The organism is Nocardia stercoris (assembly GCF_003696265.1).
Classification (GTDB): Bacteria; Actinomycetota; Actinomycetes; order Mycobacteriales; family Mycobacteriaceae; genus Nocardia; species Nocardia stercoris.
Genome location: NZ_RFFH01000011.1, coordinates 141,733 through 166,405 on the forward strand (window position 1 = coordinate 141,733; position 24,673 = coordinate 166,405).

Here is a 24,673-nt window from a genome sequence, read left to right on the forward strand (position 1 = left end):
ACTCGATATCGATTGGAGTTCGAATTATTCGGTGGGTGCCCTGCACAACGGGGCACCCACCTCGAAGCCACCGACGTCGTGATCGGCGCCGGCCTGCCCGCGCTCACCGCCGCAGCCGCCGAAGTTCATGCCTGCCTGCCGTTTCCGGCCCTCGCGCCGACTCGGCCGGACCGTCACATCAACACCTAGAAGGAAGAAATGACAGCTTTCGATTACATCGTCGTCGGCGCCGGTTCGGCCGGGGCCGTCGTAGCGAGCAGGCTCGCCGAGGATCCGGGCACCCGAGTGCTGCTGATCGAAGCCGGTGACAACGGCAAGCACCTCAGTGTCCGAGTGCCCGCCGCATTCTCGAAACAGTTCACCACGGAGCGGGACTGGAACTTCCGCACCGAACCCGAGCCGCACCTCGACGGCCGCAGGCTCTACCACCCGCGCGGCAAGATGCTCGGTGGTTCCAGCGCTCAGAACGCGATGATCTACATCCGCGGGAACCGGGCCGACTACGACGGCTGGGCCCGAGCCGGCGGCACCGGCTGGTCGTTCGACGAGGTACTGCCCTATTTCAAACGCTCCGAACACAATTCACGCGGCGCGAGCGCGTTCCACGGTGGCGACGGTCCGATGTACATCGAGGACCCGCGCGATCCGAATCCGTTGAGCGAGCGGCTCGTCGACGCGATGACGGCGTCCGGGCTGGTGCGCAACCCCGACTTCAACGGCGCCGCCCAGACCGGGACCGGTCTGTATCAGGTCACCCAGCGCCGGGGCCGGCGCTGGACGACCGCCGACGGATTCCTCGCCGAGCGGCCGCGCAATCTGACCGTGTGGACCCGCGCCACCGTACGCAAGGTGGTGCTGGACAACGGGCGGGCCACCGGCGTCGAAGTCAGCCGCGCCGGCCGGACATCGGTCGTGCGGGCCGGGTCGGAGATCGTGCTGTCGGCCGGTGCGTTCGGCACACCCCACCTGTTGCTGCTCTCGGGCATCGGACCGGCGGCACATCTGCGCGAGCACGGTATCGACGTGGTGGTCGACAACGAGCACGTCGGCAGCCACCTGATGGACCATCCCTTCTACCTGCTGAATTTCGAGACCACCGCGACGGGCACGCTGGCGGATGCCGAGAAGCCGATCCAGCTGGTGAAGTACCTCGCCCTGCGCAAGGGTCTGCTGACCTCCAATGTCGGTGAGGCGGGCGGGTTCTTCCACACTGGCGCGGCGTCGGGGGCACCCGATATGCAGTTCATCGGCGCGCCCGGCTTCTTCTGGAATCACGGCTTCACAAGCCACCCCACCCCCGCGTTCGCGCTGGGTTGCTCGCTGGTCGGCTCGATCAGCGAGGGCACGGTGCGACTCACCAGCGCCGACCCCACCGCCGCGCCCGCGATCCGGTTCAACTATTTCGCCGAGCGCGCCGATCTGGATGCCATGACGGCGGCGGTCACCCGGGCCCGCGAAGTCGTGGCATCGGGGCCGATGCGCGCGGTGGCCGGCAAGGAAATCCATCCCGGTCCGGGGACGTCGACGACCGCCGAACTCGAGGCGGAGATCCGCCGCAATGTCGAGCACACCTATCACCCCGCGTGCACCGCGCGGATGGGCGTCGAAGGGCACGCCGTCGTGAACCCCGCCCTGCAGGTGTACGGCATCGCCGGGCTACGGATCGCGGACGCCTCGGTCTTCCCGCGGATCACGCACGGCAACACCCACGCCCCCACCTTGATGGTCGGGGAGAAGGCGGCCGATCTGATCCGCGAAAACCGGTAGACCGCCCGCCCTCTGATCCGAGACCGGCCCGCTCCCAACCGAATTCGATGGGATCGGGCCGGTCTCGGCGGCGTTGTGGTCCGGTGGAATCAGCCGGTCACGGACGTTCGGACTGCTCCCCCGCTTCGTCCGCCTCGCCCTGCCATGCGGAAACCAGAGTGTCCAGGAGCTGCCCCTTCATCAATCGGGCAGTGCGGTCGTCGGCCACCTGCGCGACCAAGGCATCGTGAATCAGGTCGAGGAATCGGTCGCGACTGACCCCGAAGGCGACGAGCAGATCCGTGGCGCCCGCGCCACCGAACGGTGCCCAACGGATCGCGTACTCGACCAGCGACTGGGCGTAGGTGCCGACCGAGTTCGACGCCGCCAGCAGCCGGCACTGCCGCAGGGCCGACCGAACCCAGTCCACCGCCTGCGGCTGGCCGTCGATCACCCGGGTTCTGCGGCCCGGGCGGGCGATCCGAACCGGCTCGAGGACGAAGACCGGAAATTGCCCGGCGGCGTGTACTCCGCTGAAATGGGCGCGAACTCGCCGATCCCGGTCCGGCAGCCCGTCGATTTCGCCGAAGATCCGCGGGCCCTCGTCCAGTTCGATGATGGCGATGATCGCCGTGGTCACCCGGCCGGGCGGAAAGTCCGCCGGGCGCGGCACGATCTTCCAGGACACGATCCGGCCCGATCCGCTGGCGGGCACCTCGTCGAGTTCGGAGCTTCCGCACGTCGTACAGGATCTGGTCAGCCGGGACAGCACCACGTCGCACGCGCGGCACGATCGGTTCAGCAGGATGGCCGTTGCCGGCCGTTCGGGATGCTCGGCGATGACCGATGACTGCGCTGGTTGAGGCATAGGGGACTCTGTTCGAAGGCTCTGCGAAGAGGTGTGGTCGTCGGCCGGATCAGCGCGGGTGTGCCGCGAAATGTTTCCGACCGGCCCATAAAATGAAACTCGAATAGAGTTCGACTTTATGTCCCGCTGGGTAGCGCCGTCAAGGCTGATCAAATCGGAAACCATCGCGGTGGAAGGGCAAGTCGCGGATATCGCCGCACGCCTCGCCGCCGATGCCGCCGCCGTCTGCGCGACCATCCGCAGCACGCTCGAGGAGCACATCCCGGAACTGCGCGGCGACTCCCGGACCCGCAGCATGCTGGACGCCAGCGTGCACGGCACAGTGGACACCCTCTTGCACGCGTGGCGCCACGAGATCGCCGCCGACCGGGTCACGGCCCCGGCGGCGTCGGTGGAACACGCCCGGCGACTGGCTCAGCACGACGTCCCGGTCGGGGCGCTGATGCGGGCCTACCGGCTTGGCCAGCGCGTGCTGACCGAGCGAATATTCGCCGAACTCCGCGCGATGCAACTGAATTCGGCGACCCGGGTCGCCGTCATCGAGTCGGTCACGCCGCTGCTGTTCGCCTACATCGACCGGGTGTCGCAAGAGATCGTGACCGTCTACGAAGCCGAACGCGAGCACCGGCTGGAGGGCCCGGGCCGGGTGCGCGCCCTGCGCGTGCGGGAGCTGCTGTCCGGCAGCTCGCCGCTCGACGCCGAGGCCGCATCCGCCGCGATCGGTTACCCGCTGCGCCTGCATCATGTCGGCCTGATCGTCTGGTTCCCACGGACCGCCGCCGGCGGCGACGACACGTCGCGACTACAGCGATTCGTCCGCGAACTGTCCGCGGCGGCCGGCACCGACACCGACGCGCTGTTCACCCCGGACGATCCGGGCAGCGGCTGGGCCTGGCTGCCCTACCGGTCCGCACCCACAGGTATCGCCCGCCGGATCCGTGAGTTCGCCGGAACCCGTACGGACACACCGGGTATCGCGATCGGCGCACCCGGCGCCGGAGTCGACGGGTTCCGCCGCTCGCATCGGCAGGCAATGCAGGCGCGCGGCGTCGCGCCCGCGGTCGCGGGCGGGCATCCGACGGTCGTCTCCGTCGACGATCCCGGACTGATGGCCGCCGCCCTGCTCGGCGGCGACCTGGGCACGACCCGGACCTGGGTGTGCGATGTGCTGGGCAGGCTCGCCGCGGACACCCCCGGTGACGACCGGCTGCGGGAAACCCTGCGGGTGTTCCTGGGCGCGGGGTCCAGCTACAAGGCGGCCGCGCAGGAGCTCGGCCTGCACTTCAACACGGTCAAATACCGGGTCCGCCGCGCGCTGGATCGGCGTGGCCGGCCGATCGAGGCGGACCGGCTCGACGTCGAGATCGCACTGCTCGCGTGCCGCTGGTTCGGATCCGCGGTTCTGGAATGACCCGCGCCCCGGGCGCGGTACCGCGCCGCCGCACTGTCGTCCCGCGACAAGAACTCGCGCAGACTTCGTCTGCCCGGCACGAAGCCATGACCTGGGGCATCGGCCTACCGTGACAGCGGCGACGAGAAGGGGTTCTCGTATCGGACAACGACCGTTCGACCGACGGCAGCGCAGCCGGGTGCCATTCGCGAATCATCGAAACAGCTACTGCCAGGCACGACTTCCCGTCGAACGGCCGATCGAGCGGTCGATTCGCCGCGGCGTCGGGGCGCCGGGCGAGAAGGACGGACCATGGCAGTGAAGGACCCGCTCGGAGAACACCATTCGGCCGCGGCGTGGGATCTGCTGCTGACCGGTTCCGCGATCGGGATCGGCCGGCGCATCGTGAGCGACGCCGCCTGGCCGCGGGTGGCCCGCGACCTGATGAAAAGGCGTGGGCCCGTGGGTGATCAGGTGCGAACCCTCGGCTCGGAACTCGCGGCGATCGTGCGCGGCGACAGTGATCGCGCACCCGAGCGCGCGGACCGGCGGTTCACCGATCCGGCCTGGCGGACCAATCCGATCTTCCACCGGACGATGCAGGCCTACCTGGCGATCGACGACACGGTGCACACGGTGCTGACGGAGACCGACCTCGACTGGCGGGACGCCGAATGGACCCGGTTCGTGGTCGACAACATCATGGAAGGCCTGTCCCCCAGCAACAATCCGCTGCTGAACCCGACGGCGTGGAAGGCCCTGATCGACACCGGCGGGGGGAACGCGGTCCGCGGTGTGCGCCGCTTCCTCGACGATATGTCGGCCGAGCCGCGGGTCCCGTCGATGGTCGATCCGGATGCCTTCGCGGTGGGCGAGACGGTCGCGCTGACCCCGGGCGCGGTGGTGCTGCGCACCGAGATGTTCGAGCTGATCGAATACGCCCCGACCACCGACCGGGTGTACGAGGTGCCGCTGCTGATCGTGCCGCCGGTGATCAACAAGTTCTACATCATGGATATCACCCCGGGTCGCAGCATGATCGAGCATCTCGTCGGCCAGGGACAGCGGGTGTTCACCATCTCCTGGCGCAATCCGACCGCGGCCCACCGTGATTGGGGATTCGACCGATACGGGGGCGCGATCCTCGAGGCCCTGGGCGCGGTGGAGGCGATCACCGGCGGCAGCCGCACCCAGCTGATGTCCTCGTGCTCGGGTGGGATCATCACCGCGATGGCGGCCGCGCACCTGGTCGCGATGGATCAGGCGCAGCGGCTGGCCGGGTTGACCCTCATGGTCACCGTGCTCGACCACAGCCGCGCCGGCCTGGCGTCGGCCGCCCTCGACGAGGCCACCGCCCGGCTCGCCATCGCCGCCTCCGCGAAGCAGGGTTACCTCGACGGCCGGAAACTGGCGGAGGTCTTCGCCTGGCTGCGCCCGGCCGATCTGGTGTGGCGGTACTGGGTCAACAACTACCTGCAGGGCCGCGATCCGGCGCCGTTCGATGTGCTCTTCTGGAACGCCGACACCGTCCGGATGCCCGCCGCGCTGCACCGGGAGATGATCACGATGGGGTTGCACAACACGCTGACCGAGCCGAACGGGGCGACCATGCTCGGTACCACGGTCGACCTGTCCCGGATGCCGTTCGACACCTACATCGTGGCCGGGGTCGCCGACCACATCTCGCCGTGGCAGGCGTGCTACCGCAGCGCTCAGCTGCTGAGCGGGGCACGGCGGCGCTTCGTGCTGTCGACCAGCGGCCACATCGCGGCGCTGGTCAACCCGCCCGGTAACGCCAAGTCCTCCTACCGCGTCGGCCCGCTCGACGCCCACACACCGGCGGCGTGGCTGGAGCAGGCGCCGAAGCACGAGGGTTCCTGGTGGCCGGACCACACGCAGTGGCTCGCCGCCCGCGGTGGCGCGCGGGTCGCGGCGCCCGATGCCCTGGGTACTGCCGAATTCCCGCCGCTCACACCGGCTCCGGGCAGCTATGTCCGCGAGGAGTGAGACCGGGATGCCGGATCGATCGTCGACCGCGCTCGTGCCCGTGCTCGGGCAGCAGATCCGGGTGAACGTGCGGCGCGGCACCGGGATTCCGCTGGTGCTGTGCAACGGCATCGGCGCCAGTTACGAGGTGCTCGATCCGCTGGTCGCGCACCTCGATCCGGAGACCACCGTGGTTCGGTTCGATGTTCCCGGTACCGGCGGATCACCGAATTCGATACTGCCGTACGGGTTTCCGTACCTGGCCGTGGTACTGCGGCGGTTGCTGCGCAAGGTCGGCCTCGACGGGCCCGTCGATGTCCTGGGATTGTCCTGGGGTGGGGCGGTGGCCCAGCAGTATGCGCTGCAGCATCCGCGGCACTGCCGCCGGATGATCCTGGTGGCGACCGGCACCGGCGCCCTCATGGTTCCGGGGTCGCCGCGCGTACTGCTGCGGATGCTCACGCCGCGCCGCTTCATCGATCACGAGTACGCCGTCGGCCTCGCACCGCATATCTACGGCGGTAGCGTGCGCCGGGATCCCCGGATCGTGCGGCAACTGCTGGAGCATCAGCTCACGGCGGGCTCCGCGGTCGGCTATCTACACCAGCTCACGGCCGGCGCGGTGTGGACCAGCCTGCCGTGGCTGCCGCTGATCCGGCAGCCGACCCTGATCGTCTCCGGAACCGACGACCCGATCATTCCGCTCGCCAACGTCCACATCATGCGAACCCTGTTGCCGCAGGCCCAGGTCCACCTGCATGCCGGGGGCCATGCCGACCTCATCCTCGATGCCGCCACACTGGCACCGGTGATCGAGCGATTCCGCGCCGGTGACGACGCGGCACCGGGCCTACGGTGAGGTGGCCGGTGCTTCACACCTCGTCGGGCCGGTCCGCGAGCACGACCGCGTTGCCACCCAGTTGTTTTCCGCGATACATGGCCGAATCCGATTCGCGCAGCATGATTTCCAGGTCACGGCGAGGTGAATCGGGGTCGGCGACGACCACGCCGATACTCGCCGTGACCGGATCACTCGAGGCCTCGATCGCCAGGCGCAGCCGCTCCGCCGCGGCGACGGTGGCCTCCGGCCACACATCCGCGCACACCACGAATTCCTCGCCTCCGGTCCGGGCGACGACTCCCCCAGGCGGGCATGCGGAGCGCAGACAGGCCGCGATCCGCACGAGCACCCGGTCGCCCGCGGTGTGCCCGTAGGTGTCGTTCACCGCCTTGAATCGGTCGAGATCGAGCGACATCAGGCAGATCGGCCTGCGATCGTCGCGCCGGAACCGGGCCGAGACGTAGTAGACGAGACCGCGCCGGTTCAGCAGGCCGGTGAGCGGATCGGTCAGCGCGTCCATGCGCAGCGCCCAGTAGGCGAAATGCAGTGCGGGCAGCAGCCCGACCATGACCGAGGCCATGACCAGCACGGCCGAACCGGCCAGGGTGAGGTCACCGTCGCCATAGTCGACCGTGAGCCACGCCAGAGCCGACACCGACAGCAGCGACCAAGCGGTATGCACGGCCAGGATCCGGGGACCGTGGAACACGGTGAGATAGCCACCGGTGACGATCAGCGCGATCGCGAGCAACCAGCCGTAGAGCCGGTCGTTGCCCGCCAGACAGCCCAGGGTGATGAGTACATCGGAACCCGCCACCAGCAACAACGACACCCGTTCGCTGGGCCACGGCGCGAGCCACCAGTACACCGCCCACAAGAGGGAGGCGGCCATGGCGACGATCGGCACGAGACGCCCCACAACGGCCGGCCCGGTCGCGGATTCCCAGTTCAGCAGGCAGATCGCGGCCAGAATCACGCCACCCCCGGCGACGACACCCTTGATCGGGCTGAGCGCGCCCCGGGCGTCGAGGGTCCGGATCAGCCACCGATAGTCGAGCGGATCGTGCCACCACTCGGACACGATCTTCACAGGTTTCACGTGCGCTTCGCCCCCATCGTCGACCACGTCGGAACGTTCACGTCGCGCTGCTACCTGGCAAATTTTAGTCGCCGTAAGCGCACCGACACCGTCATCAGCAGCGATCGGGAGGGGAACCGTGGACCAACCGGTCGGACCCCGACCGGCACCGGTCCCGCAGTCGTCGGTCGCATGGCGCCCGACGAGAACCCGGCCGGCCCGGGCGCGGGCCGGCCGGGGTCGGCTCAGTAGTGCAGGTCGAACCGGTCGAGTTCCATCACCTTCTGCCAGGCGGCGACGAAGTCGGACACGAACTTCTCCGCGGCGTCGTCGGCGGCGTACACCTCGGCGACGGCCCGCAATTCGGAGTTCGAGCCGAAGACGAGATCGACCCGGCTGCCGGTCCAGCGCACCGCACCGGTGTCGTCGCGCCCCTCGAACAGTTCCGCGTCCGGGGAGGTCGGGGTCCAGGTGGTGTCCAGCGCCAGCAGATTGACGAAGAAGTCGTTGGTGAGCGTTCCCGGTGCCGTGGTGAACACGCCGACCAGGGAGTCGTCGTGGTTGGCGCCGAGCACCCGCAAACCGCCGACCAGGACGGTCATTTCGGGGGCGGACAGGCCGAGCAGGTTGGCCTCGTCGAGCAGCCGGTACTCGGCCGGGATCCGCCCGCCCTTCGCGGTGTAGTTGCGGAAGCCGTCGAACTTCGGCTCGAGGTGAGCGAAGGACTCCGGATCGGTCAGCTCGGCCGCGGCGTCGACTCGGCCCGGGGTGAACGGCACCGTCACGGTCACACCGGCCCGCGCGGCCGCCTGCTCGATGCCCACGCCACCGGCCAGCACGATCGTGTCGGCCAGCGAGATCCGGACGCCACCGGACCGGGTCGCGTTGAAGTCCCGCGCGATTGCCTCCAGCACCCGCAGCACAATCGCCAGCGCGTCCGGCTCGTTGACCGCCCAGCTCGCTTGCGGCTGCAACCGGATCCGTGCGCCGTTGGCGCCACCGCGCTTGTCGCTGGCGCGGAAGGTGGACGCCGACGCCCAGGCGGTCTTCACCAGCTGCGACACCGACAGGTCCGCGGCCCGGATCCGCTCCTTCAGCTCGGCGATCTCCGCGGCCCCCACGAGGTCGTGGGTCACCGCGGGCAGCGGGTCCTGCCAGATCAGTTGCTCGGCAGGCACTTCCGAGCCCCGGTAGCGCGTGATCGGACCCAGGTCGCGGTGCGTCAGCTTGAACCAGGCCCGCGCGAACTGGTCGGCGAAGTAGGCCGGGTCCGCGAGGAACCGGCGCGAGATCGGCTCGTAGCTCGGGTCGAACCGCAGCGACAGATCCGTGGTCAGCATGACCGGCGGGTGCGACTTCGACGGATCATGGGCGTCCACAACCAGATTCGCCGCCGCCGGGTCGGTCGGGCGCCACTGCCAGGCACCGGCCGGGCTCTTGAACTTCTCCCACTCGAACCCGAACAGCGTCTCGAAGAAACTGTTGTCCCACGCGGTCGGGGTCGGCGTCCAGGTGCCTTCCAGCCCACTGGTGATGGTGTCGCCGCCCTTGCCGGTGCCGAAGCCGCTCTTCCAGCCCAGTCCCTGCTCCTCGAGCGGTGCGGCCTCGGGCTCGGGGCCGACCTGCGCGGCATCGCCGGCGCCGTGGGTCTTGCCGAAGGTGTGGCCGCCCGCGATCAGCGCGACGGTCTCCTCGTCGTTCATGCCCATCCGGGCGAACGTCTCCCGGATGTCGATCGCGGCGGCCACGGGATCCGGATCACCGTTGGGGCCTTCGGGATTGACGTAGATCAGGCCCATCTGGACGGCCGCGAGCGGCTCCTCGAGGTCCCGGTCGCCGGAGTACCGCTGGTCGGCGAGCCAGGACTGCTCGGGACCCCAGTACACGTCGTCGTCCGGCTCCCACACGTCGGCGCGGCCGCCACCGAAGCCGAAGGTCTCGAGGCCCATCGTCTCCAGGGCAACGTTTCCGGCCAGGATCATCAGGTCGGCCCAGGACAGGCTGCGGCCGTACTTCTTCTTCACCGGCCACAGCAGCCGCCGTGCTTTGTCCAGGTTGCCGTTGTCGGGCCAGCTGTTCAGCGGCGCGAACCGTTGCTGCCCGGTGCCACCGCCGCCGCGCCCGTCGAACACCCGGTAGGTTCCCGCCGAGTGCCAAGCCATCCGGACCATGAGCGGCCCGTAGTGACCGAAGTCGGCCGGCCACCAATCCTGCGACACAGTCAGCACCGCGGCGATGTCCTGCTTGACCGCCGCCAGGTCCAGCGCGTCGAATGCGGCGGCGTAATCGAAGCTTTCGCCCATCGGGTTCGCCACGGCCGGGTTCTTGGCCAGGATCCGGAGGTTCAGCCGGTTCGGCCACCAGCCGCCGGAACTGCCGGTCTGGGTCGGCAGCGGTGCGCGGCCGGTCACCGGGCAGCCGCCGGTCGCATGATTGTTGTCGGACAAGGGAACCTCCGTCTTACGAGAACCGGCCGAGCTGCCGGTGCGGCGCGAGCACGCCATAAATCGATATCGAATCGGATTCGAGATTATGGCCGCCTCAATCGCCTGTCAACACGGGGTTATCGCCGGCGCGGTCGAGTGTCGAGTCGACCCGGGGATGCGGGTCACCGTGATCGATTTCCGGCCACGCGGGTGACCGCCGACAACTTTCGACCGAATTGTTGACAGCGTCACACCACCGCACCTAAAGTCGAATTCGATTCGACTTCTATTTGAAGGACTGCCGCTGCACCCGCGGTGGTCGAGCCGCAGGTGCAGCGGCCACCGAGCGGACGGGCACGTGTCCAGCCCCTGGACCCCTACGGGACGCCCGTCCGCCGGTGATCAGGGGCCGCTGGTCGCAGCCGGTGAACTCCGTTTCCGGGGCCGCAACGATGCGGCTCGGGCACAGCAACGGCGCTGTCCACACCGGAATCGGAGCAGCCGAGCGCGACCGCGGCCCCCTGCAAACAGCCATGCCCACGGAATTTCCGTGCCGCCGTTCGGAGGACGCCGCATGACCGACGCGGTCATCGAGATCACGCGCTCGCACAACCCCTTCCCGCAGTACGGTGTCGTGCGCGACGACAACGACGTGCCCCGGTACGCCGGCTTGCCCGCCACCCTCGTGGACCTGTTGCGCGTCCATGTGGAGGCGCGCCCCGCGGCCGAGGCGATCGTCGAGGTCGGGGGTGAGCGGCTCACCTACCTGCAACTGTGGCAGAGGGCCGCCCGCGTCGCCGGCGGGCTGCGCGCCGCCGGTCTCCGCGGCGGCGATCGAGTGGCGGTCCGGCACCCGGCCGGGGTGAACTGGGCACTGGCGTTCTGGGGCACCGTGCTGGCCGGCGGCATCGTGGTCGCGGTCAACACCCGGTCCACGCCGCCGGAGATCGAGTACGTCCTTGGCGACGCGGGCGTGACCCTCGATCTGGCGGCCGATTCCCCACTGCCGGACGGTGATCCGTTCGTCGCCGACACCCTGCGCGGCACCGACGTGGTCGCGCTGTTCTACACCTCCGGAACCACCGGCAAACCCAAGGGCGTCCCCACCACTCACGAGGCCTTCGTCACCAGCGCCGAGAACATGGTGCGCGCGCTGGAGGTGAACCAGGACATCGGGCCGCAATTGCGGACGCTGATCTCGGTACCGCTGTTCCACGTCACCGCCTGCAACGCGCAGTTCCTGGTCGCCGCATACGTCGGCGGCACCGCCGTGATCCTGCCGGTGCTGGACCTGGCGAAACTGGCTGAAACCCTTGCCGCGGAACAGATCTCCTTCCTGGTGAGCGTGCCCGCGGTGTACGCCCTGCTGCTGCGGCATCCCCGCTTCGCCGCGGCCGATGTGTCCAGCGTCGATATCGTCGCCTACGGCGGCGCGCCGATCGCACCGTCACTGGTGCAGGCGCTGCGCACGGCGTTCCCCGCCGCGACCGTGCTCAACGGCTACGGCATGACCGAGACCGCGGCCCTGATGTCCGCGTTGCCGGACCACGACGCGCTCGACCACGCCGACTCCGTGGGCTACGCGGTCCCGAGTGTGGACCTGGGTATCATCCCGATCGGCGCCGACGCCACCGTCGGTGAACTGGTGGTCCGGGGCGCGAATGTCACCGCCGGCTACTGGAACCGGCCCGACGCCACCGACACCACGATCGTGGACGGCTGGCTGCGCACCGGGGACGTGGTCCGGGTGGACGAAGCGGGCCGGGTGCACATCGTCGACCGGATCAAGGACATCATCAATCGCGGCGGCGAGAACGTCTCCAGCGTGGAGGTCGAAGCGGTGCTGCTCGCCGCGCCCGGCGTCGCCGACGCCGCGGTCCTGGCCGTCCCCGACGACGTGATGGGCGAGAAGGTCGGTGCCGTCCTGGTCGCCGCGGACGCACCGATCGACGTGGACGCGGTTCTCGACCACTGCCGAACCAAGCTCGCGGACTTCAAGATTCCGCAGTTCGTCACCGTCGCCACCGAAGCACTGCCGCGCAACGCCGGCGGAAAGCTGCTCAAGAACGACCTGCGCCGGCGCGTGCAGTGGGGTGCACCCCTGCGCTGACCTGCACACCCGTTCCCCTCCCCCGAAGGATTCCCGACTTCTCATGTCCCTGTTCGAAACCTCCCCGCGTGCCGAGCGCTACCGGGCGGACCTGCTCGACTTCATGGACGCGCACGTCTACCCCGCCGAGTCGATCTACGACCAGCAGATGCGCGCGGCGGGTGACCCACACTTCCATCCGCCGATCCTGGAGGAGCTCAAGGCCCAGGCAGGACAGCGCGGCCTGTGGAATCTCTTCCATCCCGACCCGAGCTGGGGACCCGGCCTGACCAACCTCGAGTACGCGCCGCTGGCCGAGATCATGGGCCGCAGCCATTTGGCGGCGGAGGCATGTAATTGCAGTGCGCCCGATACCGGGAACATGGAGGTGCTCAGCCGCTTCGGCACCGAGGAGCACCACTGGAAGTACCTGCGGCCGCTGCTGGACGGCACCATCCGGTCCGGCTTCGCCATGACCGAACCCGCCGTGGCCAGTTCCGACGCTACGAATATCGAACTGTCGATGGTGCGCGACGGCGAGGAGTATGTACTCAACGGGCGAAAGTGGTTCGTCTCCAACGGCATGCACCACAACCTGCGCGTCCTGATCGTCATGGGCAAGACCGATCCGGGCGCCGCGCCACACCGGCAGCAATCGATGCTGGTGGTTCCGGTCGACACCCCGGGCATCACGGTCCGGCGTGACCTGCCGGTCTTCGGTTATCACGATCGCGAAGGCCATGCCGAGATCGACTTCACCGATGTTCGCGTACCCGCGACGGACCTACTCAAAGGCGAGGGCGAGGGTTTCGCGATCGGTCAGGCCCGGCTCGGGCCCGGCCGCATCCATCACTGCATGCGAGCAATCGGGATGGCGGAGCGGGCGCTGGAACTGATGTGCCGGCGAGCCCAGTCCCGGGTCACCTTCGGGCGGCCCCTGAGCGAGAACGCGAACGTGCGCGACTGGATCGCCGAGGCACGCGTCGACATCGAGATGATCCGCCTGGTCACGCTGAAGGCCGCGCATCTGATGGACACCGCGGGCAATCAGGCGGCCCGGCTGGAAATCGCCGCGATCAAGGTCGCGGCACCGACCATCGCGTTGAAGATCGTCGACCGGGCCATCCAGATCCACGGCGGCGGCGGGGTCACCGACGACTTCCCGCTCGCCCTGTCCTGGGCCCACCTGCGCGCGTTGCGGCTGGCCGACGGGCCCGACGAAGTGCACAAGCGGTCCATCGCCGGACAGGAACTCGCCAAATACCGGGTTGCCGCTCCCGCGGCAGCCACCGAACAGAAAGTGATGGTGCGCTGATGGGTTCACTAGATCTCACCGGCCGGACCGCGATCGTGACCGGAGCGTCCCGCGGCATCGGCCTGGCTACCGCGCAGGCGCTCGCGACCGCCGGAGCCAACGTCGTGCTGACCTCCCGCCGACAGGAAGCCGCGGACGCGGCGGCGGAAAGTATCACCGGCAACGTGCACGGCGTCGCCGCCCACGCCACCGACGAGCAGGCCGCGCAGCGCTGTATCGACATCACGCTCGACCTGTTCGGCAGCGTCGACATCCTGGTCAACAACGCCGGTACCAACCCGTCGTACGGTCCGGTCATCGAGCAGGACCACGCGCGCTTCGCCAAGACCTTCGACGTCAACCTGTGGGCGCCGGTCCTGTGGACCGGTCTGGTGACACGAGCGTGGATGGCCGAACACGGTGGTGCCGTGATCAATATGGCCTCGATCGGCGGCATGGTGCTGGAACCGAATCTCGGGCTGTACAACGCGTCCAAGGCCGCGCTGATCAATCTGACCAAGCAACTGGCCGTGGAGTTGTCACCGGCGATCCGGGTCAACGCCGTCGCGCCGGGCGTGGTCCGCACCAAACTGGCCGAGGCACTGTGGAAAGAGCAAGAGCGCCAGTTGAGTTCGGCCATCCCGCTGGCCCGCATCGGCGAGCCCGGGGACGTCGCTTCCGCCGTCGCGTTCCTGGCCTCCGACGCCGCGAACTGGGTGACCGGGGAGACCTTCGTGGTCGACGGCGGCCAGCGACTCGGTGACGCCGAACTGTTCATGGCCGGGGAACTCACCCATGGCCACTGATACCTCGCTCACCGGTGTCGACAGTCCCGCGGTAACCCGCTGGTTCACCGCACTGGACCTCGAATTTACTGCGCCACTGCGATTCCGGCGCATCGGCCACGGCTACTCGAACCTGACCTACCGGGTGACCGACGCCGCGGACCGCGCCTGGGTGCTGCGCCGCCCACCGCTGGGCACGCTGCTGTCCTCGGCCCACGACGTGGTCCGCGAAGCCCGGATCATGGCCGCGCAGGCCGGCACCGGCGTACCGATACCCCGGATCATCGGTGTCACAACCGATCCGGAATTCTGCGACGCCCCGCTCGTGCTCATGGAATTCATCGACGGGCTGGTCGTCGACACTATGGAGATCGCCACAGCGCTGTCGCCAGAGGACCGCGGACGAATCGCCCGCAATCTGCCCGGCACCCTGGCGAAGATCCACGCGGTCGACCTCGAGCAGACCGGACTTCGTGATCTGGCGAGCCACAAGCCGTACGCACAACGCCAGCTCCGGCGCTGGGCCGGACAGTGGGATCTGTCCAAGACCCGGGAATCGCCCGAGCTGGACGCTCTGACCGAGCGTCTGACCGTCACGGCCCCCGAACAGCGCGAAATATGCCTGGTCCACGGCGATTTCCACCTGCGGAACCTGATCACGGCGCCGCAGACCGGTGCCGTCACCGCGGTGCTGGACTGGGAATTGGCCACCCTGGGGGACCCGCTGGCCGATATGGGTTCCCTGCTGACCTACTGGCCCGAACGTGGCGAGGATCCCGGCGCGCTGTTCGCCGCCTCCACTCTGGACGGGTTCCCGGACCGCGCCGAGCTGGCACGGCTGTACCTCGATGCGACCGGCCGGGACCCGGCCGCGCTGCGGTACTGGCACGCGTTCGGACTATGGAAGCTCGCGATCATCGCCGAAGGCGTCCTGCGCCGGGCGACGACCGAACCGCAGAACCGCTCCGCCGCCGAAACCCCTACGACCACACAGATCGACGCCCTCGTGGCACACGCGCACGCGATCGCCGACACCGCGAACACCTGACCCTCTCCACTCGAAGGCCGACGCCGATGACCCCGCACGAGAACGACATCCTGGAATTCGCCACCGCGTGGCTGCCCTACGGCGGCAACGACGACGAGATATTCGTGCTGTTCGGCATCGATATCGCCGAATTCCATAGGCGGCTACTGGCACTGCTCGATTCCCGGGTGTCGGGTGGACTCAGCAACATCACGCGCGCCGCTCTTCGCGAGCAGTGCGTCGATCGGCTTCGGGAGCTCACCGCGCAGGCGGCGCGCCGGACGGTCGGTGGCGCGGTGTCACCGGCAACCGCGGCCCCGCGGCGGGCTCCGCACACGGCCGGGCAGCCGGGACAGCGTCGGCTCGAGACCTCGACCCGGTAGCCCCCAGGCCGATTCCCGACGACGCGGGCACGCCATCTCCTCGAACGGCCGCCCGCCGATCGGACGGCCGAATCACCACTCGTGACCGGCGCGCTCGGGGCAGTCCTCGCGCGCGATCCCACATCTGTACTACTGCAAAGGAATTCATCTGTGACCACCTCATTGGAAGGCCGCACCCTGCTGATGTCCGGCGGTAGCCGCGGCATCGGCCTGGCCATCGCCGTAGCCGCGGCCCGACACGGCGCCAATGTCGTGCTGCTCGCCAAGACGGCCGAGCCGCACCCCAAACTCGAGGGAACCATCCACACCGCGGCCGCCGCCATCGAAGCCGCCGGGGGCCATGCTCTGCCGGTGGTCGGCGATGTGCGCGAAGAGGATTCGGTCCTATCCGCCGTAGATCAGGCCGTGGCACAGTTCGGCGGCATCGACATCGTGGTCAACAACGCCAGCGCCATCGACCTGGGCAACAGCGTCGACCTCCCGGTGAAGAAATTCGACCTCATGCAGCAGATCCAGATCCGCGGCACCTTCCTGCTCACCCGCACCGCCGTCCCGCACCTGCGCAAATCAGCGAACCCGCACATCCTGAGCCTGTCCCCGCCGCTGAACCTGAGTCAGCGCTGGCTGGGCGAGCACCCGGCGTACATGGTCGCCAAGTACGGAATGACCCTGCTGACAACGGGTTTCGCCGCCGAGTTCGCCGCGGAAGGCATCGCCGCCAACTGCCTGTGGCCACAGACCCTGATCGCCACCGCCGCCGTGCAGAACCTGCTCGGTGGCGACGAAGCCGTGCGCCGCGCCCGCACCCCCGAGATCGTGGCCGACGCCGCGCTGCACATCCTGACCCAGCCCGCCGGTGAGTTCACCGGCCGGACCCTCATCGACGTCGACGTGCTCGCCGCCGTGGGTGTCACCGACCTCTCCGGTTACGGCGCGACCGGTGACCTCGAATACGACATCTTCGTCGACCCGCCGGCCTGATCCGGCAACGGCGCTGTCCCACACCGAAATCGACGTCGACCAGAAAGAAACGGTGCACCGATGGGTTCACACGATCGCACCGGCCCGACCGCGGTCGGGCTGACTCCGGCCGGTCCCGCCACCTCTGTCCGGGCCGATTCCACCGCGATGATCGTGGCGAATCTCGGGCTCATCGACTACCACGCCGCATGGGAGCGGCAGCGCGAGCTGGCCGCCGAACGCGCCGAGGGCCGGGGCCACGACCATCTGCTGCTGCTGGAACATCCGTCGGTGTTCACCGCGGGCCGGCGCACAGAAGCGCGGGACCTGCCGGTCGACGGCAGCCCGGTGGTGGAGGTCGACCGGGGCGGGAAGATCACCTGGCACGGTCCGGGCCAGCTGGTGGGGTATCCGATCGTGCGGCTGGCCGAACCGGTCGACGTGGTGGACTATGTGCGCCGCCTCGAGGAGGCCCTCATCGCGGTATGCGCGGAACTCGGTGTGCGGACCGGCCGGGTCGACGGCCGCTCCGGCGTGTGGGTGCCCGCCACCGCCGCGCAGCCGGAGCGGAAGGTCGCCGCGGTCGGCGTGCGGGTGCAGCGCGGGGTCGCATTGCACGGCATCGCGATCAATTGCAACCCCTCCCTCGACGGGTTCGCCGCGATCGTGCCGTGCGGTATTCCCGACGCCGGCGTCACCACCCTGAGCCGGGAGCTGAACCGGGAGGTCATCGTGGCGGAAGTCCGGCCGCTGCTGGCCGCGGCGATCGTCGCCGCGCTCGACGGCGAGCTGGCGGTTCGACCACATCCGGTCGCCCGGGCCACCTCCACCCCGGCCTGAACGGCGGCCCGGCCGCTTCGAATATTGGAACGCCCGCGAAGCGCCGAAGGAGAGAGTGGGTCGGGATGTACTCCTGCCTCGACACCCGGCCCAGCGCCTCGCTACTCGCGATCCTGCGGATGCCGCAGATCGCACCGCGGGTCGTGGCGGGCCTGATGCGCTACCGGTGGCGCACCGGCACCCGGCCACAGCACAGACCCCACCGACGTCGAAACCCCCTGACTCGCTATCGAGTTCGCTCGGCGTCCTGGGCATCGTCACCTTGCAGGCGGTCGCCGCCGCCGCGATCGTGGGTTACTTCCTGCGCCATCGCGACGGTGAGTCGGTGGCCGGGAGCCTCGTCGCTTCCGCACTCGGCGGCCTCGGCCTGATCACCGGGTTGGTTCTCATGGTCGGCAACTACCCCACTCTGACCGGGAGCGACGCGACCTGGGTCGACATCATGCCCTGGACGTTGCCCGTGGTGGCAGCGGCGGGCGCGATCGCGGCCGGTCGGCGACGGAAAGCGGACGCCGACAGTTGAGCGGCGGCACCCGATATTTCCGGGGCGCCACCCGTCGCACAGCCGGTCCGACGCCTGCGGACCGGCTGTGCCGCAACCCAATCACCGCTAATTGCCACCCGCGTGACCCCGATCCGATCTCCACAGCCGGACGCCGAACCGGAGTCGCGGCGCGCACCCGGTCAGCCGTCGGAGCGGGCGCCTCGATGACCGTCGGAAATGTGACTCAGCTCATATCACAGTTCGTTTCGGAGGCATACCTTGACCGGCATGACCGTGCTGACGGAACCGCCGCCGAGCGCCGCCGCTGCGGTGGCCCGCGCACTACTGGCGGAGATCGACGACCTCACCGCCGAGCTCGTGGCCCGCATCCGGGCCGACGATCGTGCCTATGCGGAATCGGCCGCACTCACCGACGCCGAAATCGCCGGCACTGTCCGCGACAACCTGGTAGCCATCCTCGGAGAGCTCGGCGGCATCGCCGGGCGGCGAGCGCAACCCGCGAACGCGGCCGGCCGGGTGAAGGCCGAGCTCGGCGTGCCGCTGCACGCCGTGCTGCACGCCTACCGGCTGGGCGGGCGAGTCCTGTGGGAGCGGCTACTGCGCACCTCGGCCGGGCACAGCACGGATACCTTGTCGCAGTTGGGATCCGATATGTGGCGGATAATCGACGACTACTCGGGTGCGGCGGCCGCCGCCTACGGCGATTACCTCGCCGACCAGGTACGCCACGTCGACGAGAAGCGCCGCGAGCTGTTCCGGCGGCTGCTCAACGGCGACGCCGACGACCCCACCCAGCGGGACGTCGCCCGCGCCCTGCACCTGCCGCCGGTCGGGCGGTTCGTCGTGGTCTACGCGGAGACCGCCGCCGACGGCACGCCCCCGTTGCCCGATATCGCGAACCGGCTGCGGCACGAATTCATCGAATCTCTGTGGATCACCGAAGTGGGTGACTGTATCGGCCTGCTGAACCTGACTTCCGGCACTGCCGGCGAGCGCGCCCTGGCCCTGCTGAGCGAGCACGCCCGGGGCCGTATCGGACTGAGCCGCACCTTCACCACCGCGGACCTGGCCGGTGCGGCACTGCGCGAAGCCGAACTGGCCGGCCGGTGCGCGCCACCGGGCGCCGCGACGGTCACCCGGTACGGGGACGACGCGATCCCACAGTTGCTCGCCCATGCGCCGACCGCCGCCCGCGACCTCGCGGCCGGAATCCTCGGCGCCGTGCTCGATCTGCCTGCCGCGGAACGCGATTCGCTGCTCGACACGCTCAGCCTCTGGTTCGAGTGCGGTGGCGCCAACAGCGAGGTGGCGCGGCGACTGCACTATCACCGCAACACGATCCATATTCGCCTGCGGCGGCTCGAACACCTCACCGGCCGCACCTGCTCGAACCCCAGGGATGTAGCCGAACTGTATGTGGCACTGGCCGCCGCGCGGCAATCCGGCTGCGGCGGAACGACATAGGGGTCCGGGCCACAGTGGTGGCCCGGACCCCGGCCGTCGCCCTACTGAGCCGCGTCGGTGGTCGCCGGGACGCCGGTGTCGGTCGCGACGCCGGCGTCCGCACCGACCGGCTCCCGCAACGCGCCGAGAACCTGTCCGGCACCGGCGATCACGGCCGGGACACCCAGCACCGCGCCACCGAGGATCGCGCCGGTGCTGCCGACCACGGAGGCGCCGATCAAGCAGCCGCCGACCAGGCCGAGCGGTGTCCCGACGACGGTCGGCACCATGAGCGTGCCGCCGGTGAGCGCACCCAGCGGGCAACCGATGGCCGCGCCCGCGAGACCGCCCGCCATGCCGCCCACGGCGGTGGCCAGGCCGAGGGTCGTGGCGGCGTTACCGATCGCGGCTTGGACGTCGCCCGCCTGGTCCACCGGTGCCGCGGCAGCGATCTCGGACGGCGCGGAACTGCCTCCCACCGGCGCCGCGCCGGCCGTCGTCGCCCCGGCGGCCACCACCCCCACCGCCAGCGCGGTACCCACCAGAACCTGTCCGACACTCTTCATTCCGTCTCCTTCTCACGTCCACCGACACCGAGATCCGGCCCGCGATACGCCGAATCGGCTCCCGGCCGGCATCTCTCACGTTGCGATGATCGTTCGCCGGGAACTATGACCCGGGTCACTCTCCGCGTCGATACTGCGGCCGGTGGCCGGTGCTTCGCGATGGGCGCCGGCTCATCGATCGGGCGCCGAATCGCGTGCGGGAGCACAACATGCGTGGAACCGCGCACGGGTGCCCACCCGGCCGCTCGCACACGAACGATCGACTCCCAGGACTTCACCGCTGACTGCCATCGGGCGGCGATTCATGCTCAGCCGCAAGGGCTGTGATGCATCGACGGCTCAGCGGACGGAAGTCACCCACGAAAGATGATGCCCGGCAACTGAACTCACACGCCCGGCGGCGAGTTCAAGTGCCGCGCCTGCTGCCGATCAGCCGAACAGGCCGTGGACGAACGGAACCGAGTCCGGCAGGGCTTCGCCGAGTATCACAGAGTCGCGCGGCCGCACCGGGCAACGCCACACGGGGACTCCGGAGCGCCCGGTACCGAAGCTTCGCAAGCATCCGGAGCGGACGACCTCGGCAACCCACACCGGGGTCGACCTGCCGCGCCAGGCACCGGCACTCGAACTCGATTGCATTTCGATTCGTGATCAATTTCCGGGCGTGCGTGTCGACCGATCGGGGAAGTGGTCGACTGTGGGTTCACGTTCTGCTACCTGCCCGCGGCCGGACCCGGCGGCCCACCTGGACATCGGATACGAAGTCGAAAGGTTGTGGACACGATGGCGCTGACGAACTCCCTGGAAGCACCGCTGCGGCGATTCGGCGAGAGTGCGTGGAAGTGGACGCTCGGGTTCGGCCTCGTGGCCGTGGCACTCGGGGTCGTGATCCTGGTCTGGCCGGACACGACGACCCGGGTGGTCGGCGTCCTGTTCGGCATCTACCTGATCGTTTCCGCGTTCGCCGCGCTCGCACTCGGACTGGTCGCGCCGATGCCGGTGCTGGCCCGCATGCTCGCGCTGCTCGCCGCGGTGGCGTTCGGCATCCTCGGCGTGCTGTGTTTCCGCAGCGAACTGCAATCGCTATGGCTGCTGGCGCTCGTGCTGGGCATCGGCTGGATCGCCGGCGGGCTCGCCGAGATCTTCCGGGGCCTGTTCTTCGGCTGGACCTACGCCGGATGGTCGGTGCTGGGCGGAATCGTGCTGGTGGTGGCCGGAATCGTGTTGCTGGTGTACCCGATCCACTCCATCACCGTGCTCGTGGTGGTCGTCGGAATCGTGTTGATCGTCGACGGAATCGCCGACGTCATCGGCGCGTTCGCCCTGCGTGGTGCCATGAAGGAGGTTCTCGCCAAGATCTCCACGTGGAACGACAAACTCGCCGGTCTGGGATTCGACTGACCGGGGCACGCCCGTGTTCTGCGACCGGCGCAACCCTGACCGGATCACCGCCGGACTGCGCGCCCAGCTGGAACGTTCGGCGACATTCGACCGCACCCTCGATCTCGAGGCCGCACTGCGCACCTACCTGACCGATCGGGCACCCGGCCGCGACCGCGGCCACCACGCGGGCCGGCTCGTCCCGAATACGGACGGCCGGCCCGCGCTACTCCTCCCCTGCGGTGGCGCCCCGCCACCACCCCCGACCCCTGCACGAAAGACGAACCCATGCCCGTCGCCACTCCCCACGACCTCACACCCGGCATCTGGCCGCTGAACAAGCGCCGCTCCGCGGTGAACTTCACGACCCACCATATGAAGGTCTCCAAGGTCAACGGCCAATTCACCACGTTCACAGCCGAATTCACCGTCCACGACGACAGTCTGGCCACCGCAACCGCCACGATCGAGCTGGACTCGATGGACACCGGCAGCGCGACCCGCGACGCCGCCGTATGGGCGGCCAACCTGCTCGACGTCAAGCAGTAGCGACGCCGGCCTTCCGGTCCGAGCCGTTCCCGGTCGGCCCGCGCTTCCAGGTGACCGGCGAGGTCACCCTGGCCGGCGTGACCCGGCCGCTGACCCTCGAGGTCACCGTGCGCGGCCTGCGCGCCGGCTCGGACAAGCTCCGGTTCACCGCGACCGGCACGATTCTGCGCAGCGATTTCCGGGTGGCGGCGGGTGTGCCGAACGCCATGCTCAGCGACAAATTCGACATCGAACTCGATATCGAGGTGACCGCGCCGCAGTTAAACCCGCTGCGGTGGGCCGCAGCGACTGTGCGGCTGCCGATCGTAGCCGACAATCGAACAATCGGAAATCTCCGACCGCATCGCGGTCGGAGATTTCTTATATTGCGGTTCCTCGAAAGCAACAACGCTCGCGCGTCGCGGTCTTCATACGAATGTGTTTCTCGGCGTTGGTCGCACTGTCCGATGGCCCGGGCAGCTGGATTCAAATCCCCTCGGCACTGGACTGCGGTGATTTTCGTCCGGCACACCGGATGGGGACCGACGTTTCGATATGCACCGGGCGGCGATCTGAACTCCGCCGCGCATGGCATGGTCCCTTATTCCGGCGCGATAAGGCGGGGACTGGAGAACCCGATCCCCGCCCTCGACGTTGTTCAGCGGAAGTCGCCGTCCGGGTCGAGCTCCGCCCGTATGGACCGGTCGTTGTCGGCCAGCACCGCCCGGACCTTCGTAACCGCGACCGCGGCCGCCGCGACCGTCGCCGCCCGCCGGATCCAGCGGCCGCGCGAACGCACGCGGCCCGGCCCGGGCACGACGGTCATCGTCGGCAGCGCCGGTGCCGCCGCAGCGGCGTAATGCACCATCGGCGCGTAGGCCCGGCGGCTGACCAATTCCCGGGCCGCGGCCGCCGCCAGCATGATGCCCAGTGCCTGAAGGTCTTTCGCGGGCGCCGACTCCACCCGGTTGCCGCGGTGCACCTCGGGTGCGCGGAAGGTGCGGACCAGATCGACCACGGCGGCGGTGGCGACCTGAGCCTTGGATGTCGTTGCGGGCGAGATCATGTGAGTACTCCTGTCTGACGAAGAACGGCGACGAACGCCTTGTGGCTGCGCCGGTGCGCGACCAGCACGATGACCAGGACCGCGAGCGCACAGGCCAGGGTGCACACGTAGGAGTCCACGTAGGCCGCTTCGGGTGCCTGGCCGGTGACCGGGTCCGGCGAGGCCAGCAGCAACGCGCTGACCAGGGCCGAACCGAACGCGATGCCGATGGCCATGCAGGTTCCCACCAGCCCGGCCGCCATCCCTGCCTTGCGTTCGGGCACCAGGAACTGCGGCACCGCGAAAGCGCCGCTGTATCCGGCCCGGCTGCCCAGCCCGATCAGGCCGGCGCCGATCAGATACGCCCAGATGTGCCGGTGGTCGACGGTCAGCACGGCCACCCCGACCGCGGAGACGGCGGCACCGGCCAGCAGGACCACTCCGGGGCGGCCCTTGGCGACCCGCTGCTCGGCGGCCTTGCCGGAGATGAACATCGTGAGCGCGAACGGGAGCATCAGCAGTCCGGTGCCGAACGCGTCGTAACCGAGGCCGTAACCGGTCTGCGCCGGGTCAGCCTGGGTGTAGTAGGTCACCGAGAGCAGGAATCCGGCGTCGATCGCACCGAACAGCCCCGCCGCCCAGCAAGCGACCTTGGCGTAGGGCATCTTCAGGATCGCCAGATCGAATACCGGTGCAGCCGAACGGCGTTCGAACCGCCGCCAGGTGAAGTAGCCGGCCAGGCCCAGCACCAGCGGGATCAGCACCGCGTCGCCCCACAGCAGCCCCTGGGTCAGGGTCAGCAGGATCGCGGTCAGCCAGGCGATCATCCAAAGCGTGCCGAATACCCCTGGCGCGCCTGCACTTTCGGGATCGGCCCGAGGAACCGCCAGCACGAGTGCGACCGTGGTCGCCACGAACACCGCGGCCATGATGAAGAAGAACGTCGGCACCGACAGGAAGCGCACGGTGAGCCCGCCGCCGAGCATGCCGGCGACCACCCCACCGCCGGTGGCCATGATCAGCACACTCACTGCGGTCGAGACCCGGCCACCGGACAGATGCCGGCGCAGGAAGCCCAGCGGCAGCAGCTGGGCGGAGCTGCCGAAGCCCAGCAGTGCCGCGCCGGCCAGCACCGCCGGATAGGTGTAGACGACCGCGGGAATCAGCGCGCCCAGGGTCAGTACGCCACCGGCGAGCACCGCGGTCGGCCGGTCGCTGAGCACGTCGGCCAGCCGCGGCAGCAGGATGAAGCCGGCACCGCCGCCGAGGGTCAGCGCGGTGAAGATCCAGGTCTCACTCGCCGAGTCGAGCCCGAGCTGATCCTTCATCAGCGGCAACAGCGGCGGCAGCATGAACAGCACCGCGTTGGTCACCGTCGCCAGCAGGGCGGCCACGGCGATCAGCGCGAACCGCCGCCGAGCCGGGGTCGGCACCGGATCCAGCAGCGACTCGATGTCGAAGCCGGCGTGTGTCTTTCGAGTCACCGTCCGCAT

21 protein-coding genes and 1 pseudogene are annotated in these 24,673 nt (G+C 69.2%); 16 read left to right on the forward strand and 6 right to left on the reverse strand.

From position 1 onward, the window contains the following. The first annotated feature begins 198 nt into the window (after nucleotides 1-198). On the forward strand, nucleotides 199-1,767 hold the full coding sequence (locus EBN03_RS23215; protein ID WP_122190210.1) for a GMC family oxidoreductase: 1,569 nt from the start codon (nucleotides 199-201) through the stop codon (nucleotides 1,765-1,767). A gap of 97 nt (nucleotides 1,768-1,864) precedes the next feature. On the opposite strand, the gene EBN03_RS23220 is transcribed toward EBN03_RS23215, so the two are convergent. Then, nucleotides 1,865-2,767, reverse strand: coding sequence for a Zn-ribbon domain-containing OB-fold protein (locus EBN03_RS23220; RefSeq protein WP_158675718.1), 903 nt, complete (start codon nucleotides 2,765-2,767; stop codon nucleotides 1,865-1,867). Between the two features lie 16 nt (nucleotides 2,768-2,783). Between EBN03_RS23220 and EBN03_RS23225 the strand changes: the two genes are divergently transcribed. From EBN03_RS23225 to phaZ, 3 genes are all read left to right on the forward strand, one after another. Continuing rightward, nucleotides 2,784-4,025 carry a PucR family transcriptional regulator gene (locus EBN03_RS23225; RefSeq protein ID WP_233608564.1) on the forward strand — a complete coding sequence of 414 codons (1,242 nt, stop codon included), beginning with the start codon at nucleotides 2,784-2,786 and terminating at the stop codon, nucleotides 4,023-4,025. Between the two features lie 291 nt (nucleotides 4,026-4,316). After that, entirely contained in the window at nucleotides 4,317-6,011 is a 1,695-nt protein-coding gene (locus EBN03_RS23230) for a PHA/PHB synthase family protein (protein ID WP_122190213.1), read from the forward strand. Then, on the forward strand, nucleotides 5,995-6,849 hold the full coding sequence (gene phaZ, locus EBN03_RS23235; RefSeq protein WP_199742932.1) for a poly(3-hydroxyalkanoate) depolymerase: 855 nt from the start codon (nucleotides 5,995-5,997) through the stop codon (nucleotides 6,847-6,849). The genes EBN03_RS23230 and phaZ overlap by 17 nt, the downstream gene beginning before the upstream one ends. A 13-nt stretch (nucleotides 6,850-6,862) precedes the next feature. Here phaZ and EBN03_RS23240 read toward each other — a convergent pair whose 3' ends face one another. Continuing rightward, a complete protein-coding gene (locus EBN03_RS23240; RefSeq protein WP_233608565.1) occupies nucleotides 6,863-7,957 on the reverse strand; it encodes a GGDEF domain-containing protein in 1,095 nt (364 codons plus the stop codon). A gap of 197 nt (nucleotides 7,958-8,154) precedes the next feature. Next, nucleotides 8,155-10,413, reverse strand: coding sequence for a catalase/peroxidase HPI (katG, locus tag EBN03_RS23245; protein WP_122190215.1), 2,259 nt, complete (start codon nucleotides 10,411-10,413; stop codon nucleotides 8,155-8,157). A 496-nt stretch (nucleotides 10,414-10,909) separates the two neighbouring features. On the opposite strand from katG, the gene EBN03_RS23250 reads away from it, so the two are divergent. From EBN03_RS23250 to EBN03_RS23290, 9 genes are all read left to right on the forward strand, one after another. Next, nucleotides 10,910-12,445 (forward strand): class I adenylate-forming enzyme family protein, encoded by a 1,536-nt coding sequence (locus EBN03_RS23250; RefSeq protein ID WP_122190216.1) that lies wholly within the window; start codon nucleotides 10,910-10,912, stop codon nucleotides 12,443-12,445. A 43-nt stretch (nucleotides 12,446-12,488) separates the two neighbouring features. Further along, nucleotides 12,489-13,739 carry an acyl-CoA dehydrogenase family protein gene (locus tag EBN03_RS23255; protein WP_122190217.1) on the forward strand — a complete coding sequence of 417 codons (1,251 nt, stop codon included), beginning with the start codon at nucleotides 12,489-12,491 and terminating at the stop codon, nucleotides 13,737-13,739. After that, nucleotides 13,739-14,524, forward strand: coding sequence for an SDR family oxidoreductase (locus EBN03_RS23260; RefSeq protein WP_122190218.1), 786 nt, complete (start codon nucleotides 13,739-13,741; stop codon nucleotides 14,522-14,524). Before EBN03_RS23255 ends, EBN03_RS23260 begins: the two co-directional genes overlap by 1 nt. Then, entirely contained in the window at nucleotides 14,514-15,551 is a 1,038-nt protein-coding gene (locus EBN03_RS23265; RefSeq protein WP_122190219.1) for a phosphotransferase family protein, read from the forward strand. The genes EBN03_RS23260 and EBN03_RS23265 overlap by 11 nt, the downstream gene beginning before the upstream one ends. Nucleotides 15,552-15,577: 26 nt before the next feature. After that, the gene (locus tag EBN03_RS23270; RefSeq protein WP_122190220.1) at nucleotides 15,578-15,913 is read left to right on the forward strand and encodes a hypothetical protein; all 336 of its coding nucleotides are present in this window, start codon (nucleotides 15,578-15,580) and stop codon (nucleotides 15,911-15,913) included. A 150-nt stretch (nucleotides 15,914-16,063) separates the two neighbouring features. Further along, nucleotides 16,064-16,894 carry an SDR family oxidoreductase gene (locus tag EBN03_RS23275; protein ID WP_122190221.1) on the forward strand — a complete coding sequence of 277 codons (831 nt, stop codon included), beginning with the start codon at nucleotides 16,064-16,066 and terminating at the stop codon, nucleotides 16,892-16,894. A 60-nt stretch (nucleotides 16,895-16,954) separates the two neighbouring features. Continuing rightward, nucleotides 16,955-17,713 (forward strand): lipoyl(octanoyl) transferase LipB, encoded by a 759-nt coding sequence (gene lipB / locus EBN03_RS23280; protein ID WP_122190222.1) that lies wholly within the window; start codon nucleotides 16,955-16,957, stop codon nucleotides 17,711-17,713. Nucleotides 17,714-17,879: 166 nt separating this feature from the next. Next, nucleotides 17,880-18,236 (forward strand): hypothetical protein, encoded by a 357-nt coding sequence (locus tag EBN03_RS23285; RefSeq protein ID WP_122190223.1) that lies wholly within the window; start codon nucleotides 17,880-17,882, stop codon nucleotides 18,234-18,236. A gap of 249 nt (nucleotides 18,237-18,485) precedes the next feature. Continuing rightward, a complete protein-coding gene (locus EBN03_RS23290; RefSeq protein WP_122190224.1) occupies nucleotides 18,486-19,682 on the forward strand; it encodes a PucR family transcriptional regulator in 1,197 nt (398 codons plus the stop codon). Nucleotides 19,683-19,723: 41 nt separating this feature from the next. On the opposite strand, the gene EBN03_RS35595 is transcribed toward EBN03_RS23290, so the two are convergent. Further along, nucleotides 19,724-20,227: a hypothetical protein gene (locus tag EBN03_RS35595; protein WP_158675719.1), complete on the reverse strand. Its 504-nt coding sequence runs from the start codon at nucleotides 20,225-20,227 to the stop codon at nucleotides 19,724-19,726. 783 nt (nucleotides 20,228-21,010) lie between these two features. Here EBN03_RS35595 and EBN03_RS23310 point away from each other — a divergent pair. The 3 genes and pseudogenes from EBN03_RS23310 to EBN03_RS35865 form a co-directional block, all read left to right on the forward strand. Beyond that, on the forward strand, nucleotides 21,011-21,628 hold the full coding sequence (locus EBN03_RS23310; RefSeq protein WP_147471680.1) for an HdeD family acid-resistance protein: 618 nt from the start codon (nucleotides 21,011-21,013) through the stop codon (nucleotides 21,626-21,628). Between the two features lie 267 nt (nucleotides 21,629-21,895). Continuing rightward, complete coding sequence (locus EBN03_RS35600) at nucleotides 21,896-22,156, forward strand: YceI family protein (RefSeq protein WP_122190228.1); 261 nt, start codon at nucleotides 21,896-21,898, stop codon at nucleotides 22,154-22,156. Next, a pseudogene (locus EBN03_RS35865) lies at nucleotides 22,123-22,389 on the forward strand (YceI family protein); the annotation flags it as partial. The gene EBN03_RS35600 and the pseudogene EBN03_RS35865, both read left to right, overlap by 34 nt. A 404-nt stretch (nucleotides 22,390-22,793) precedes the next feature. Here EBN03_RS35865 and EBN03_RS35220 read toward each other — a convergent pair. Together EBN03_RS35220 and EBN03_RS23325 are read right to left on the reverse strand one after the other, a co-directional pair. Further along, entirely contained in the window at nucleotides 22,794-23,201 is a 408-nt protein-coding gene (locus EBN03_RS35220; RefSeq protein WP_233608580.1) for a hypothetical protein, read from the reverse strand. After that, a complete protein-coding gene (locus EBN03_RS23325) occupies nucleotides 23,198-24,664 on the reverse strand; it encodes an MFS transporter (protein WP_158675721.1) in 1,467 nt (488 codons plus the stop codon). The genes EBN03_RS35220 and EBN03_RS23325 overlap by 4 nt, the downstream gene beginning before the upstream one ends. Between the last annotated feature and the right edge of the window lie 9 nt (nucleotides 24,665-24,673).

Coding starts and splice junctions, on each gene's coding strand:
- EBN03_RS23215 (WP_122190210.1), top strand. CDS start 199: ATGACAGCTTTCGATTACATCGTCGTCGGCGCCGGTTCGGCCGGGGCC.
- EBN03_RS23230 (WP_122190213.1), top strand. CDS start 4,317: ATGGCAGTGAAGGACCCGCTCGGAGAACACCATTCGGCCGCGGCGTGG.
- phaZ (WP_199742932.1), top strand. CDS start 5,995: ATGTCCGCGAGGAGTGAGACCGGGATGCCGGATCGATCGTCGACCGCG.
- katG (WP_122190215.1), bottom strand. CDS start 10,413: ATGGCGTGCTCGCGCCGCACCGGCAGCTCGGCCGGTTCTCGTAAGACG.
- EBN03_RS23250 (WP_122190216.1), top strand. CDS start 10,910: ATGACCGACGCGGTCATCGAGATCACGCGCTCGCACAACCCCTTCCCG.
- EBN03_RS23255 (WP_122190217.1), top strand. CDS start 12,489: ATGTCCCTGTTCGAAACCTCCCCGCGTGCCGAGCGCTACCGGGCGGAC.
- EBN03_RS23260 (WP_122190218.1), top strand. CDS start 13,739: ATGGGTTCACTAGATCTCACCGGCCGGACCGCGATCGTGACCGGAGCG.
- EBN03_RS23265 (WP_122190219.1), top strand. CDS start 14,514: ATGGCCACTGATACCTCGCTCACCGGTGTCGACAGTCCCGCGGTAACC.
- EBN03_RS23270 (WP_122190220.1), top strand. CDS start 15,578: ATGACCCCGCACGAGAACGACATCCTGGAATTCGCCACCGCGTGGCTG.
- lipB (WP_122190222.1), top strand. CDS start 16,955: ATGGGTTCACACGATCGCACCGGCCCGACCGCGGTCGGGCTGACTCCG.
- EBN03_RS23290 (WP_122190224.1), top strand. CDS start 18,486: ATGACCGTGCTGACGGAACCGCCGCCGAGCGCCGCCGCTGCGGTGGCC.
- EBN03_RS35595 (WP_158675719.1), bottom strand. CDS start 20,227: ATGAAGAGTGTCGGACAGGTTCTGGTGGGTACCGCGCTGGCGGTGGGG.
- EBN03_RS23310 (WP_147471680.1), top strand. CDS start 21,011: ATGGCGCTGACGAACTCCCTGGAAGCACCGCTGCGGCGATTCGGCGAG.
- EBN03_RS35600 (WP_122190228.1), top strand. CDS start 21,896: ATGCCCGTCGCCACTCCCCACGACCTCACACCCGGCATCTGGCCGCTG.
- EBN03_RS35220 (WP_233608580.1), bottom strand. CDS start 23,201: ATGATCTCGCCCGCAACGACATCCAAGGCTCAGGTCGCCACCGCCGCC.